Annotated in this window: 14 protein-coding genes; 9 read left to right on the top strand and 5 right to left on the bottom strand. The window is 56.2% G+C overall.

The annotated features are described in order from the left end of the window. The first annotated feature begins 4 nt into the window (after positions 1–4). From hpf to npr, 4 genes are all read left to right on the top strand, one after another. Positions 5–292: a ribosome hibernation promoting factor gene (gene hpf / locus V1603_RS00345; RefSeq protein ID WP_014171818.1), complete on the top strand. Its 288-nt coding sequence runs from the start codon at positions 5–7 to the stop codon at positions 290–292. Positions 293–374: 82 nt separating this feature from the next. Next, positions 375–866 (top strand): PTS IIA-like nitrogen regulatory protein PtsN, encoded by a 492-nt coding sequence (gene ptsN / locus V1603_RS00350; RefSeq protein ID WP_116343515.1) that lies wholly within the window; start codon positions 375–377, stop codon positions 864–866. Between the two features lie 45 nt (positions 867–911). Continuing rightward, positions 912–1,766 carry an RNase adapter RapZ gene (gene rapZ / locus V1603_RS00355; RefSeq protein ID WP_014885397.1) on the top strand — a complete coding sequence of 285 codons (855 nt, stop codon included), beginning with the start codon at positions 912–914 and terminating at the stop codon, positions 1,764–1,766. Further along, positions 1,763–2,035: a PTS phosphocarrier protein NPr gene (gene npr / locus V1603_RS00360; RefSeq protein WP_003861872.1), complete on the top strand. Its 273-nt coding sequence runs from the start codon at positions 1,763–1,765 to the stop codon at positions 2,033–2,035. Before rapZ ends, npr begins: the two co-directional genes overlap by 4 nt. Positions 2,036–2,073: 38 nt before the next feature. On the opposite strand, the gene mtgA is transcribed toward npr, so the two are convergent. From mtgA to lptF, 5 genes are all read right to left on the bottom strand, one after another. Then, positions 2,074–2,799: a monofunctional biosynthetic peptidoglycan transglycosylase gene (gene mtgA / locus V1603_RS00365; protein ID WP_116343516.1), complete on the bottom strand. Its 726-nt coding sequence runs from the start codon at positions 2,797–2,799 to the stop codon at positions 2,074–2,076. Beyond that, positions 2,796–3,449, bottom strand: a complete 654-nt coding sequence (gene elbB / locus V1603_RS00370) for an isoprenoid biosynthesis glyoxalase ElbB (protein WP_116343517.1) — start codon at positions 3,447–3,449, stop codon at positions 2,796–2,798. Before elbB ends, mtgA begins: the two co-directional genes overlap by 4 nt. 232 nt (positions 3,450–3,681) lie before the next feature. Further along, positions 3,682–6,015, bottom strand: a complete 2,334-nt coding sequence (arcB, locus tag V1603_RS00375) for an aerobic respiration two-component sensor histidine kinase ArcB (protein WP_163329757.1) — start codon at positions 6,013–6,015, stop codon at positions 3,682–3,684. Positions 6,016–6,150: 135 nt separating this feature from the next. After that, a complete protein-coding gene (gene lptG, locus V1603_RS00380; protein WP_116343519.1) occupies positions 6,151–7,233 on the bottom strand; it encodes an LPS export ABC transporter permease LptG in 1,083 nt (360 codons plus the stop codon). Next, positions 7,233–8,333 (bottom strand): LPS export ABC transporter permease LptF, encoded by a 1,101-nt coding sequence (lptF, locus tag V1603_RS00385; RefSeq protein ID WP_024906345.1) that lies wholly within the window; start codon positions 8,331–8,333, stop codon positions 7,233–7,235. The genes lptG and lptF overlap by 1 nt, the downstream gene beginning before the upstream one ends. Positions 8,334–8,599: 266 nt before the next feature. On the opposite strand from lptF, the gene pepA reads away from it, so the two are divergent. The 5 genes from pepA to V1603_RS00410 all read left to right on the top strand — a co-directional run bounded on the left by pepA (position 8,600) and on the right by V1603_RS00410 (position 15,225). Then, the gene (gene pepA / locus V1603_RS00390) at positions 8,600–10,111 is read left to right on the top strand and encodes a leucyl aminopeptidase (RefSeq protein ID WP_116343520.1); all 1,512 of its coding nucleotides are present in this window, start codon (positions 8,600–8,602) and stop codon (positions 10,109–10,111) included. Positions 10,112–10,197: 86 nt separating this feature from the next. After that, complete coding sequence (holC, locus tag V1603_RS00395; RefSeq protein ID WP_003861884.1) at positions 10,198–10,641, top strand: DNA polymerase III subunit chi; 444 nt, start codon at positions 10,198–10,200, stop codon at positions 10,639–10,641. Next, positions 10,641–13,496 (top strand): valine--tRNA ligase, encoded by a 2,856-nt coding sequence (locus V1603_RS00400; protein WP_395313375.1) that lies wholly within the window; start codon positions 10,641–10,643, stop codon positions 13,494–13,496. Before holC ends, V1603_RS00400 begins: the two co-directional genes overlap by 1 nt. 122 nt (positions 13,497–13,618) lie before the next feature. Next, positions 13,619–14,122 carry a GNAT family N-acetyltransferase gene (locus V1603_RS00405; protein ID WP_116343523.1) on the top strand — a complete coding sequence of 168 codons (504 nt, stop codon included), beginning with the start codon at positions 13,619–13,621 and terminating at the stop codon, positions 14,120–14,122. Between the two features lie 83 nt (positions 14,123–14,205). Next, a complete protein-coding gene (locus V1603_RS00410) occupies positions 14,206–15,225 on the top strand; it encodes an NAD(P)-dependent alcohol dehydrogenase (RefSeq protein ID WP_192983854.1) in 1,020 nt (339 codons plus the stop codon). Positions 15,226–15,233: the final 8 nt, after the last annotated feature.

Here is a 15,233-nt window from a genome sequence, read left to right on the forward strand (position 1 = left end):
CACTATGCAGCTCAATATCACAGGACACAACGTCGAGATTACTGAGGCCTTACGTGACTTCGTGAACGCTAAGTTCGCGAAACTTGAACAGTATTTCGAAAGGATCAACCAGGTCTACGTTGTGTTAAAAGTGGAGAAAGTGACTCATATCTCGGATGCGACCCTGCATGTAAACGGGGGTGAGCTCCATGCCAGTGCGGAAGGGCAGGACATGTACGCGGCTATCGACGGCTTGATTGACAAGCTTGCGCGACAGCTCAATAAACATAAAGATAAACTGAAACAACACTAATTGTCCGGGCAGTTAACGGGTGCAGGACGGCCTGTTGTGAAACACAACAGGCCATTTGTACAGTTAGCGCTTAGGTGAAATTATGATAAACAACGATTCCGCTCTTCAACTGAGCAATGTCCTTAACCAGGAATGTACCCGCAGTGCCGTTCACTGCCAGAGCAAAAAACGTGCGCTGGAGATCATCAGTGAATTGGCTGCAAAACAGCTGGGCCTGCCGCCGCAGGTGGTGTTCGAAGCGATTCTGACCCGTGAAAAGATGGGCAGTACCGGTATCGGCAACGGCATCGCGATCCCGCACGGCAAGCTGGAAGAGGATACCCTGCGTGCCGTCGGTGTGTTTGTGCAGCTGGAAACGCCAATCGCTTTTGACGCCATTGATAACCAGCCCGTCGATCTCCTCTTCGCGCTGCTGGTGCCTGCCGACCAGACCAAGACCCATCTGCATACGCTTTCGCTGGTTGCTAAACGTCTGGCGGATAAAACCATCTGCCGTCGACTGCGCTCGGCCCAAAGTGATGAAGAGCTTTATCAAATTATCACTGAAGCAGAAGGCAATCAGGATGACGCATAACCAGGTGATGGCCTTCACATCTGTTGTCCTGAGGAGAAACGGAACATGGTGCTGATGATTGTCAGCGGTCGTTCAGGGTCGGGAAAATCCGTTGCCCTGCGTGCGCTGGAAGACATGGGTTTTTACTGCGTCGATAACCTGCCGGTCGTGTTATTGCCCGATCTGGCACGCACGCTAGCGGAGAGACAAACCTCCGCCGCCGTCAGTATCGACGTGCGTAACATGCCCGAATCCCCGGAGATCTTCGAACAGGCAATGAGTAACCTGCCTGACGCGTTCTCGCCTCAACTGCTGTTCCTTGATGCCGACCGCAATACCCTGATCCGCCGCTACAGTGATACCCGTCGTTTGCACCCGCTATCCAGCAAGAATCTCTCGCTGGAGAGCGCAATCGATGAAGAGAGCGATCTGCTGGAGCCGCTGCGCTCTCGTGCCGATCTGATAGTCGACACCTCAGAGATGTCCGTTCACGAGCTGGCGGAAATGCTGCGTACCCGCCTGCTGGGCAAACGCGAGCGCGAACTGACGATGGTGTTCGAATCCTTCGGCTTTAAGCACGGTATTCCGATTGATGCGGACTATGTTTTCGACGTGCGCTTCCTGCCGAACCCGCACTGGGATCCCAAACTGCGTCCAATGACCGGCCTGGATAAACCCGTCGCGGCGTTCCTCGACCGGCACACAGAAGTTCACAATTTTATCTACCAGACGCGAAGCTACCTTGAGCTATGGTTACCTATGCTGGAGACAAACAATCGTAGCTACCTGACAGTGGCGATTGGCTGTACCGGCGGTAAACATCGTTCGGTCTACATCGCCGAACAGCTGGCCGACTATTTCCGCTCGCGCGGTAAGAACGTTCAGTCCCGTCATCGCACGCTGGAAAAACGTAAAACATGACCGTAAAACAAACCGTTGAGATCACCAATAAGCTGGGCATGCATGCGCGCCCGGCGATGAAGCTGTTTGAGCTGATGCAGGGTTTCGATGCAGAAGTGCTGCTGCGTAATGACGAAGGCACCGAAGCGGAAGCCAACAGCGTGATTGCGCTGCTGATGCTGGACTCCGCCAAAGGGCGTCAGATTGAGGTAGAAGCCACCGGGCCTCAGGAAGAGGAAGCCCTGGCGGCGGTAATTGCGCTGTTTAACGCCGGGTTCGACGAAGACTAACGTTCCCCCCTCGGCGGGTGGCGTTGCGCTTACCCGCCCTACATAAGATTATTACGCTGCATAAACCCCTCTCCGCCCAGCTGATTCATCTGGCGCATGATCCATGCCTGACGGCTTCGCACGTACCCTGACGGGGCGCTGGCCTTAAAGCGGATAGGATTAGGCAGAACAGCCGCGAGCAGCGCCGCCTCCGACACGCTCAGCCTGCTGGCTGGTTTATTAAAATAGCGTTGTGATGCAGCTTCGACACCAAATACCCCCTCGCCAAACTCGGCGATATTTAGATAAACGGTCAGAATGCGCTTTTTGCTCCAGACCGTTTCCATTCCCAGGGTGAGCCCCGCTTCCAGCCCTTTTCGCACCCAGCTTCGGCCATCCCACAGGAACAGGTTTTTTGCCGTCTGCTGCGACAGCGTTGATGCACCGCGCACGCGGTTTTCATGACGTTCATTGTGAGCCAGCGCCTTTTCAATCGCGGCCACATCGAACCCCCAGTGCTCCGGGAATTTCTGATCTTCCGCCGCGATAACCGCCAGCCCCATGAACGGAGAGATGTCCTCCGTGCTCACCCAGTCAGAATGGGCAACATAGCCGAAATCACCGGAGAACCACGCGCTAAGCTGGCGTTCAACCATGACCGCTGAAAACGGTACCGGCAAAATGCTGAACACGGCCAGCCCGCCTCCCCAGAACACCGCCAGCACGAGAAAGGTGCGTAAAAGAAGGCGTTTCACCCATGCGCCTGCGGAAAACTGACGCCTCATTCTGTCAGCACCAGCACCCGGGCTACCAGCTTTTCAATGCCCACGGCGGCTTCCGCAATATTCTGCGCCAGCATATACGCGGGCGTGGTGACAACCTTGTTGTCTTCATCCACCACAATGTCATCGACCGGGCACGGAACGTGTTCGCCTCCCATTTCCTCGACGATCTCTGCGGTATCAATATCTGTTCCGATCGTCAGCCGTAGCGGGAAATCGAAAATGTTTGGCAGCATGGCCGGTGCGATACAGATAAAGCCCAGCGGCTTGCCCGCCTCATGCATCGCCAGCGTCAGCGCTTTTAAATCAGGGTCCACCCTGCACGCGGCGCCTTCGGCGGCAAAGGTGCTGAGGTTTTTCGCGGCGCCGAAGCCGCCCGGAACAATGAGTGCATCCAGCTCAGCGGCCTCTGCCTGCGCCAGCGGATGAATCTCTCCCCGGGCAATACGCGCGGCTTCAATCAGCACGTTGCGCGTTTCAGCCATCGGCTCACCGGTCAGATGGTTAATCACATCTGCCTGATTTTTATCTGGCGCGAAACAAATAACCTCGGCTCCCTGTTTAGCCAGGGCCAGCAGCGTGATTACGGCTTCATGTATTTCTGAACCATCAAAAACACCGCATCCGCTGAGGACGACACCAATTTTTTTCATCTTGACGATCCTTCTTTGCAACTCGCTGAAGCGCATTAATAATTTTGATTAAAACGCTATGCTTCACACATTTCACTGATTCATGTAACAAACCATTTAAGATTTGCTATCTTATCTGCGTGCGGCCTAAATTTTTCCGGCGGCGCCCATTCGAAAATAACTTTAAAAAACAGGCGCAGCCACGATTTCCCTGGTGTTGGCGCAGTATTCGCGCACCCCGGTCTAGCCGGGGTCATTTTTTTCTGGCGTCCACCCAGGCTTTAAGCACCGCAACGTCGTTCTGCCACTCTTGTTTCATCTCTTCAACCCAATCACCCACGTTATCTTCCCATGCAGGTAAATCAGGCGACTGAATCTGTTGGCCCAGCTGCTGCAGGTGGCGTAATCCGACCGAGCCGGCCGCGCCTTTGATTTTATGCCCTTCTTCGACAATGCCCTTCTGGTCACGCGCAGTCAGGTTTGACTCCAGCACGCTCAGATAGCCCGGCATCATTTTTTCAAACACCGCCAGACCGTCGGTAATTAGTTTCGGGCCCACCAGATCGATGTACTGCTCCAGCATCGCGGTATCGAGTATCGTTTGGGCTTTAGCGCTATCAACAGGCGTCATGGTGCTCTCCTCTTCATCGTGGGTATCCCAGAACTTCTTGATCATGGCGGTCAGAGCAGGCACCGCCAGAGGCTTGCTGAGTACATCGTCCATACCGGCGTCGAGATACTCTTTTTTATCTTTCAGTACGTTCGCCGTCAGCGCCACCAGCGGCGGCAGTTCGTCAGCCGCGTACTGACGCGTCAGCTCACGCGAGATATCCAGCCCGGTCATATCCGGCAACTGGATATCCAGCAGAACGAGGTCATATTCGCCCGGTGTAAACATCTCCAGCGCGGCCTTACCGGTCATCGCGACATCCACGCTGTTGCCCAGTTTTTCCAGCACCGAGCGCGCTACAATCACGTTAAGCTCAATATCCTCCACCAGCAGGACGTGCAGCGCAGGTAGCGGCATATCGTCGTTTTCAAAGGTATCCTCTACCTCTTCCGCCACCGCCGGCGCATGCACCGTCAGCGTGAAGGTTGACCCTTTGCCTGCCTGGCTGGCAACGGTGATGTCACCGCCCATGCTCTTCGCCAGCCGTTTAGACACCGCCAGGCCAATCCCGGTGCCGGTGGCTGGTTTTCCGCCGTTGCTGTCCTTCACCTGGTAGTACATCGCGAAAATTTTGTCCTGCTCCTCCTGCGGAATGCCAATCCCGGAGTCCTCCACCTCGAAGTGCAGCATGTCACCTTCGTCATAGCGGATACGCACCGCCACCTGTCCCTTCTGAGTAAATTTCACCGCGTTGCTGATGAGGTTCCACAGGATCTGACGCAGCCGCGTGCCGTCGGTAACGACCTTATGCGGCAGCGGCAGGGTGGGCTCCATGACAAAATTCAGCCCCTTCTGCTGCGCCTGCAGACCAGACAAGTTTTCCAGATCAGCAAGGAAGCTGGTGAAATCAACCGGCTGGTTATCAAGCTGAACCTTACGGCGCTCCATTTTATCCATATCAATAATATCGTTGAAGATATTACCCAGCGTGACCGCCGAGACATGGATAGTCTTGAGGTATTTTTCCTGCTCTGCGGTCAGGTCGGTGTCGAGCAGAATGCGGCTCAGCCCCACAATGCCGTTGAGCGGCGTACGCAGCTCGTGGCTGATGGTGGAGATAAAGGTGGTCTTGTCTCGGCTGGCGCGCTCCAGCGCGTCCTGATAGCGCTTACGCTCGGTAATATCACGGCCGAAGCCCATCAGGCCGTGGCGCTTCCCGACGCGGTCATAGTACGGTACCTTGCGGATCTCAAAACAGGCTTTGCGCCCGTCCGGGTAATCCAGCCACTGTTCGTAGGTCAGTGAGACGTTATGGCGGAACACTTTTTCGTCCGTCTCCATGACCTTGGCGGCCGCCTCTTCGGAGTAAACGTCCTGCGGCTTCAGGTGAATCAGCTGCTTCTCGCTTTTCCCGGTCAGGAGCTCCATCGCCCGGTTACAGCCGGAAAACTCTTTATCTTCGTTACGGTAGAACACCAGGTCCGGCGACGCGTCCAGGAACGAACGCAGGAAGGAGGATTGCTGCTCAAGCTGGATCTGCGTCACCTCGCGCTCTTTCATTTCGATTTTCAGCTGTTCCAGCGTGGCCTGACGTTCGGCCTCCGCCTTCTCACGATCTGAAATTTCCTGATTCAGCTGCGCGATGTTGTCTTTAAGCTGAACGTTGAGCTTCAGGTCACGCTCGCGCATCTCCTCAAGCTTATCGACCAGTTTTGATAAGCGCTGACGGGACTCCTCCAGCTGTTCGACCACCACGGAAAGGAAATAGACCGCCCAGGGGGTAATGAGCAAGCCAAAGAAGATAGAGCGGATGACGTCGATACTCTCGACCTGGCCATGCAGAACCATGGTGACGGCCATTTGCACGACAATGGCCAGAACGACCAGCGCCAGCGCCAGCAGCATGGAGAAACGCACCAGCCCAAGCTTCATCATCAGGTCGACGTAGTACTGGGCAAGCATTCGAATTTGCTTCATAGAGGATCCCTTCACGACTTTATCGCTCAATAATACTCAAATTCGAGGCGGGACGTTGAGGGTTGTGAGAAAAAGTGCGGGGTGAAACAGGAGATTAGCCTCGCCTCCGGTTCAGCGGAGGCGAGGAGAGGTCAATCAGGAGCGTTTCAGCAGCAGCCAGAGGCTGATCAGGAGGAAACTGGCGCTCGGCAGCAGCGCACCAATAATCGGTGGGATGCCATAAACCAGCGTCAGCGGACCGAAGATCTGATCAAGAACGTAGAACACAAAGCCGAAGCTGATACCGGTCACGACGCGCACGCCCATCGGCACGCTACGCAGCGGGCCAAAGATAAACGACAGCGCCATCAGCATCATCACCGCCACGGACATCGGCTGGAAGATTTTGCTCCACATGTTGAGCTGATAGCGCCCGGCATCCTGCCCGCTCGACTTCAGGTACTTCACATAGTTGTGCAAGCCGCTGATAGAGAGCGCGTCAGGATCCAGCGCCACAACCCCGAGCTTATCCGGCGTGAGGTTAGTCTTCCATGTGCCGGATACCGTCTGCGAACCGGTGATCTGCTTTGGATCGGTCAGGTCAGATTCATCAACCTGCGACAAACGCCACTGTTTATGTTCAGCGTCAAACTTGGCCGAAGAGGCGTGTCGGACAGACTCCAGACGGCGCTGGTCATTGAAAGCATAGATGCTCACCCCGCCCAGTTCATCATTACCCTTTACCCGTTCGATGTAGACGAAGTTTTTACCGTCTTTCGCCCATAAACCTTGCTGAGTCGAGAGCAGTGAACCGCCGTACATTGCCTGAGCACGATAGTTACGCGCCATCTGCTCACCCTGCGGTGCCACCCACTCGCCAATCGCCATGGTCAACAGCACCAGCGGGATTGCGGTTTTCATTACCGACAGCGCAACCTGCATGCGGGTAAAGCCCGAGGCCTGCATAACGACCAACTCACTGCGCTGCGCCAGCATTCCCAGCCCCAGCAGCGCGCCCAGCAGGGCCGCCATCGGGAAGAAGATCTGCACATCTTTTGGCACGCTGAGCAGGGTGTACATCCCCGCCCCCATCGCGTCATAGCTACCCTGCCCGGCTTTTTTCAGCTGATCGACAAATTTGATAATGCCGGAAAGCGACACCAGCATGAACAACGTCATCATGATGGTGGTAAAAATGGTTTTACCGATATAGCGATCAAGAACGCCAAACGCCTGCATTAGATGGCTCCTTTACGCGAGAATCGGGCACGTATGCGGCGCACAGGCACCGTATCCCACAGGTTTAATCCCAGCGCCAGTAAGATGTACAGGCTGTTAACGAACCACGTCCAGACCATCGGATCCAACTTACCCTTCGCGCCGTTAGAGCGAATCGAGGTTTGCAGCAGGAAATAGATCAGGTAAAGCAGCATCGCTGGCAGCATAGAGAGTACTCGGCCCTGGCGCGGGTTCACCACGCTCAGCGGAACGACAATCAATGCCATCATAAACACGGTGAATACGAGCGTAATACGCCAGTGGAATTCAGCACGCGCTCTGTCGGTATCGGTGTTCCACAGCGTACGCATATCCATTTGCTCGGTATCCGTTGGATCGAGCGCTACCGCCTGATGGCCGATAATAGCCTGATAGTTCTGGAAATCCGTAATACGGAAGTCGCGCAGCATCGCGGTGCCTTCGAAACGGGTGCCTTTGTTCAGCGTGACTATCTGAGAACCGTCTTTGCGCTGAGCGAGCTGGCCCGAGTCGGCAACCACCACTGACGGACGCGCGTTACCTTTGGGACGCAGCTGCGCCAGGAATACATCGTTGAATTTACTGCCGTCAACGCTCTCAATAAACAGCACGGAGTTTCCGTCAGTTGCCTGCTGGAACTGACCCTGCGCGAGCGCCGCCATACCGGGGTTTGCTTTCGCCTCGGCCAGCACTTCGTCCTGATGACGGGAAGACATAGGACCCGCCCACATTACATTCACCGCCGCAACAATGCCCGTGAACAGCGCCAGTATCATCGCCGCTTTCACCAGTACGGCTTTACTCAGGCCGCAGGCATGCATCACCGTGATTTCACTCTCGGTATACAGCTTACCGAGCGTCATGAGCAGGCCGAGGAATAGGCTCAGCGGCAGAATAAGCTGCGCCATTTCCGGGATCCCCAGACCAAGCAGGGAAAGCACCAGATTCGTTGGAATTTCGCCGTCAACGGCCGCACCGAGGATCTTAACCAGCTTCTGACAGAAAAAAATCAGCAGCAGGATGAAGAGGATCGCCAGTTGGCTTTTGAGCGTCTCCCGCACCAGATATCTTATGATTATCACTTTAAATACGCCCGTAAAAACCCGTCTCTTTGCAGGAATTTCGCTTGTTTCATGGCTTAAACGTCATTTATTCTCTTGAGTCGTCGAAATCATCGCTAAGATTAAAACATCCAGCGGATTCACGCTTCAGGACTTTTTCTGACGTGTCGAAACCGTAGTAACGTAAGATTAACACGAAGTCACCACAACAGCGGACATGAGTTACGAAAGGTTTCAATTCTATCTGTAGCAGCCGCCGTTGTCTTTAAGATTCAGGAGCGTAGTGCATGGAGTTCAGTGTAAAAAGCGGTAGCCCGGAGAAACAGCGGAGTGCCTGCATCGTTGTGGGCGTCTTTGAACCGCGCCGACTCTCCCCGATCGCCGAGCAACTCGATAAAATCAGTGACGGCTATATCAGCGCCCTGCTGCGCCGTGGCGAACTGGAAGGCAAACCTGGGCAGACGCTGTTACTGCACCATGTTCCGAACGTCCTGTCAGAGCGTATTCTGCTGATTGGCTGCGGCAAAGAGCGCGAGCTGGATGAGCGCCAGTATAAACAGGTCATTCAGAAAACCATTAATACGCTGAATGATACCGGTTCAATGGAAGCCGTCTGCTTCCTGACCGAGCTGCACGTCAAAGGCCGTAACACCTACTGGAAAGTACGTCAGGCAGTCGAAACCGCAAAAGAGAGCCTGTACAGCTTCGATCAGCTTAAGACCAACAAAAGCGAGCCGCGTCGTCCGCTGCGCAAAATGGTCTTTAACGTACCAACCCGTCGCGAACTGACCAGCGGAGAGCGCGCCATCCAGCATGGCCTGGCGATTGCCGCCGGCATTAAAGCGGCAAAAGATCTCGGCAACATGCCGCCAAATATCTGTAACGCCGCCTACCTCGCCTCTCAGGCGCGCCAGCTGGCTGATTCCTACAGCAAAAACGTCATCACCCGCGTTATCGGCGAACAGCAGATGAAAGAGCTGGGCATGCACTCGTATCTGGCGGTAGGTAACGGCTCGCAGAACGAATCCCTGATGTCGGTCATCGAATACAAAGGTAACCCGTCCGAAGATGCGCGCCCTATCGTTCTGGTTGGTAAAGGCCTGACCTTCGACTCCGGCGGTATCTCCATCAAGCCTGCCGAAGGCATGGACGAGATGAAGTACGACATGTGCGGCGCGGCGGCAGTTTACGGCGTGATGCGCATGGTCGCGGAACTTCAGCTGCCGATTAACGTCACTGGCGTGCTGGCAGGCTGCGAAAACATGCCTGGCGGTCGCGCGTACCGTCCGGGTGACGTCCTGACCACCATGTCCGGGCAGACCGTTGAGGTGCTGAACACCGACGCCGAAGGCCGTCTGGTGCTGTGCGACGTACTGACCTACGTTGAGCGCTTCGAGCCTGAAGCGGTGATTGACGTGGCAACCCTGACCGGTGCCTGCGTGATTGCCCTGGGCCACCACATCACCGGCCTGATGTCGAACCACAACCCGCTGGCGCACGAGCTTATCGGCGCGTCTGAGCAGGCTGGCGACCGCGCATGGCGCCTGCCGCTGGGTGACGAGTATCAGGAACAGCTGGAGTCTAACTTTGCGGATATGGCGAACATTGGCGGTCGTCCTGGCGGGGCTATCACCGCGGGCTGCTTCCTGGCGCGCTTCACCCGCAAGTACAACTGGGCGCACCTGGACATCGCCGGCACCGCATGGCGCTCCGGTAAAGCCAAAGGCGCAACCGGTCGTCCGGTGGCGCTGCTGTCGCAGTTCCTGCTGAACCGTGCGGGTTTTAACGGCGACGAGTAAGCCAAAACGGCAGTAAACCGTAGGCCGGGTAAGGCGAAGCCGCCACCCGGCTTAAGCATTTAAAGTGAGCACAAGAAGCCCCATATATGAAGAATGCAACGTTCTACCTTCTGGACAACGACACCCATCAGGATGGCCTCAGCGCCGTTGAACAGCTGGTGTGTGAAATTGCCGCAGAACGTTGGCGCGCAGGTAAACGCGTTCTGATTGCCTGTGAAGATGAACAGCAGGCGATTCGCCTGGATGAAGCGCTGTGGGCGCGCCCGCCGGAGAGCTTTGTGCCGCACAACCTGTCGGGCGAAGGTCCGCGAGGCGGGGCCCCGGTCGAAATAGCCTGGCCGCAAAAGCGCAACAGCAGCGCGCGCGATATTCTCATTAGCCTGCGGACAGACTTTGCAGATTTTGCCACTGCTTTCACAGAAGTGGTAGACTTTGTCCCTTACGAAGAATCCTTGAAACAACTGGCGCGCGAACGCTATAAAGCGTACCGCCTGGCTGGTTTTAACCTGAATACGGCAACCTGGAAATAATGGAAAAGACATATAACCCACGCGATATCGAACAGCCGCTTTACGAGCACTGGGAACAGCAGGGCTATTTCAAGCCTAACGGCGACGAAAGCAAAGAGTCCTTCTGCATCATGATCCCGCCGCCGAACGTCACCGGCAGTTTGCATATGGGGCATGCTTTCCAGCAGACCATCATGGACACCATGATCCGCTACCAGCGCATGCAGGGTAAAAATACCCTGTGGCAGGCGGGAACTGACCACGCGGGTATCGCGACCCAGATGGTGGTTGAGCGTAAAATTGCCGCTGAAGAAGGTAAAACCCGTCACGACTACGGTCGCGATGCGTTCATCGACAAAATCTGGCAGTGGAAGGCAGAATCAGGCGGCACCATTACCCGTCAGATGCGCCGTCTCGGCAACTCCGTGGACTGGGAGCGCGAGCGCTTCACCATGGACGAAGGCCTGTCCAACGCCGTGAAAGAAGTTTTCGTCCGTCTGTATAAAGAAGACCTGATTTACCGCGGCAAACGCCTGGTCAACTGGGATCCGAAACTGCGCACCGCCATCTCTGACCTGGAAGTGGAAAACCGCGAGTCCAAAGGCTCCATGTGGCACATCCGCTACCCGCTGGCCGACGGCGCAAAAACCGCCGACGGTAAAGATTACCTGGTGGTTGCCACCACTCGTCCGGAAACCCTGCTGGGCGATACCGGCGTGGCCGTTAACCCGGAAGATCCGCGTTATAAAGACCTGATCGGCAAATTCGTGGTGCTGCCGCTGGTAAACCGCCGTATTCCAATTGTGGGCGACGAACACGCCGACATGGAAAAAGGCACCGGCTGCGTAAAAATCACCCCTGCGCACGACTTTAACGACTATGAAGTCGGTCGTCGTCACGCCCTGCCGATGATCAACATTCTGACCTTTGACGGCGATATCCGCGAAAGCGCAGAAGTATATGACACCAAAGGCAACGAATCCGACGTCTACTCCAGCGAGATCCCGGCTGAGTTCCAGAAGCTGGAGCGCTTTGCCGCGCGTAAAGCGATTGTGGCTGCCGTTGACGCACTGGGCCTGCTGGAAGAGATCAAACCTCACGATCTGACCGTGCCGTACGGCGACCGTGGCGGCGTGGTTATCGAGCCAATGCTGACCGACCAGTGGTACGTGCGTGCCGACGTGCTGGCGAAACCGGCTGTTGAAGCGGTTGAGAACGGCAGCATCCAGTTCGTGCCGAAGCAGTACGAAAACATGTACTTCTCCTGGATGCGCGACATTCAGGACTGGTGTATCTCCCGTCAGCTGTGGTGGGGTCACCGTATCCCGGCATGGTACGACAACGAAGGCAACGTTTATGTTGGCCGTAGCGAAGACGAAGTGCGTCAGGAAAACAACCTGAGCGCGGACGTTGCCCTGCGTCAGGACGAAGACGTGCTGGACACCTGGTTTTCCTCCGCACTGTGGACCTTCTCCACCCTTGGCTGGCCTGAGAACACCGACGCGCTGCGTCAGTTCCACCCAACCAGCGTAATGGTCTCCGGCTTCGACATTATCTTCTTCTGGATTGCCCGCATGATCATGATGACCATGCACTTCATCAAAGACGAAGACGGCAAGCCGCAGGTTCCGTTCCATACCGTCTACATGACCGGTCTGATCCGCGACGACGAAGGCCAGAAGATGTCCAAATCCAAGGGTAACGTCATTGACCCACTGGATATGGTTGACGGTATTTCTCTGGAAGAGCTGCTGGAAAAACGCACCGGCAATATGATGCAGCCGCAGCTGGCGGAGAAAATCCGCAAGCGCACCGAGAAGCAGTTCCCGAACGGAATTGAGGCTCACGGTACAGACTCCCTGCGCTTCACCCTGGCGGCGCTGGCCTCGACCGGCCGCGACATCAACTGGGACATGAAGCGTCTGGAAGGTTACCGTAACTTCTGTAACAAGCTGTGGAACGCCAGCCGCTTCGTGCTGATGAACACCGAAGATCAGGACTGCGGCTTCAACGGCGGCGAAATGACCCTGTCTCTGGCGGACCGTTGGATCCTGGCGGAATTCAACCAGACGGTGAAAGCGTTCCGCGAGGCGCTGGACAGCTACCGCTTCGATATCGCGGCGGGCATCCTGTACGAATTCACCTGGAACCAGTTCTGCGACTGGTATCTGGAGCTGGCGAAGCCGGTAATGAACGGCGGCACTGAAGCGGAGCTGCGCGGCACGCGCAACACGCTGATTACCGTTCTGGAAGGTCTGCTGCGCCTGGCGCATCCGGTCATTCCATTCATCACCGAAACCATCTGGCAGCGCGTGAAGGTCATTGCGGGCATCAACGCCGATACCATCATGCTGCAGCCGTTCCCGGCATTCGATGTGGCTAAAGTTGATGAAGCGGCGTCTGCGGATACCGAGTGGCTGAAACAGGCGATCGTTGCGGTACGTAACATCCGTGCTGAAATGAACATTGCCCCGGGCAAACCGCTTGAGCTGCTGCTGCGCGGCTGCAGCGAGGCTGCCGTTCGTCGCGTCACCGAGAACAACACCTTCCTGAAAACCATGGCGCGTCTGGAAAGCATCACCGTGCTGCCTGCGGATGACAAAGGTCCGGTTTCCGTGACCAAAATCATCGACGGCGCCGAGCTGCTGATCCCGATGGCAGGTCTGATCGACAAAGACGCCGAGCTGGCGCGTCTGGCGAAAGAAGTGGCGAAAGTCGACGTGGAAATTGGCAAAATCGAAAGCAAGCTGGCGAACGAAGGCTTTGTCGCCCGCGCGCCGGAAGCGGTCATCGCCAAAGAGCGTGAGCGTCTGGTTGCCTTCGCCGATGCGAAGACCAAGCTGATCGAGCAGCAGGCGGTTATTGCAGCCCTGTAATGCTTTACCCCTTACGCTTCAGGGCGTAAGGGGTACCCTTCCTGAAAACTCCTCGCTTGCACTCCCTTTTCTGCGGTGCTATTAACAGCAACTGTGTGTCAACTTTTGTAATGAGTAATGCTATGAGCGTGATTACCCCCGTCGCGGCGACGATGCGTCGGATCACTGAGCAGGACAATCCGGCTATCGCCGCCGTTATCCGCACCGTTTCTGCAGAGTATGGGCTGACAGCGGATAAAGGTTATACCGTTGCAGACCCGAATCTTGATGAACTGTTTAAGCTGTACAGCCAGCCGGGCCACGCCTACTGGGTGATTGAGCAGGACGGACAGGTTGTGGGCGGCGGTGGCGTTGCGCCACTGAGCTGCAGCGAGCCAGATATCTGCGAGCTGCAGAAAATGTATTTCCTGCCGTCGGTTCGCGGACAGGGTCTGGCGAAAAAGCTGGCGCTGGTCGCCCTGGAACATGCCCGCGCTCATGGGTTCAAACGCTGTTACCTCGAAACCACCGCCTTCCTCAAAGAGGCCATCGGCCTGTATGAACACCTCGGCTTTGAGCATATCGATGCGCCGCTGGGCTGTACCGGCCATGTTGACTGCGAAGTCAGGATGCTGAAAAGTCTGTAATTTTCGTTCCTGCCCTCTTCTGTTAAGCGGCTGTAAACTGAATGCTCTACACTCTCAGTTCACACCACAACGGGGGAAACACGATGTCGAAGATAAAAAGCTACGCCGCACCGCAGGCGGGTGCAGAACTTGAGCTGTACGAGTACGATGCGGGCGAACTAAAAGCAGAAGACGTCGAAGTACAGGTTGATTACTGCGGGGTCTGCCACTCGGATCTCTCGATGATCGACAACGAATGGGGCTTTTCCAGCTATCCGCTGGTTGCCGGGCACGAAGTCATTGGCCGCGTCGTGGCGCTCGGTAGCGCCGCGCAGGACAAAGGGCTGAAAGTGGGCCAGCGCGTAGGCATTGGCTGGACAGCACGCAGCTGTGGTCACTGCGATGCCTGTATCAGCGGCAACCAGATCAACTGCCTTGAGGGCGCGGTACCCACCATCCTGAATAAAGGCGGCTTCGCCGACAAACTGCGCGCCGACTGGCAATGGGTCATCCCGCTGCCGGACAGCATTGATATCGAATCCGCCGGTCCGCTGCTGTGTGGCGGCATCACCGTCTTTAAGCCCCTGCTGATGCACCATATCACCGCCACCAGCCGCGTGGGCGTGATTGGAATCGGCGGTCTGGGCCATATCGCCATCAAGCTGCTGCATGCGATGGGCTGTGAAGTCACGGCGTTCAGCTCGAACCCGGCAAAAGAGAAAGAGGTGCTGGCGATGGGCGCGGATAAAGTGGTAAACAGCCGCGATCCGGACGCGCTGAACGCGCTGGCAGGTCAGTTTGACCTGATCATCAACACCGTGAACGTCGATCTCGACTGGCAGCCGTACTTTGAAGCACTGGCCTACGGCGGTAACTTCCACACCGTAGGTGCTGTGATGAAGCCGCTGCCGGTTCCGGCCTTTACCCTGATCGGCGGGGATCGCAGCGTGTCAGGCTCCGCGACCGGTACACCGTACGAGCTGCGCAAGCTGATGAAGTTTGCCGGACGCACTAAAGTGGCCCCCACCACCGAACTGTATCCCATGTCGAAAATCAACGAAGCGATCCAGCACGTGCGTGACGGCAAAGCCCGCTACCGCGTGGTGTTGAAAGCGGATTTCTGATCTGAATG

Source organism: Enterobacter sp. ECC-219 (assembly GCF_043966805.1).
Lineage (GTDB): Bacteria > Pseudomonadota > Gammaproteobacteria > Enterobacterales > Enterobacteriaceae > Enterobacter > Enterobacter cloacae_N.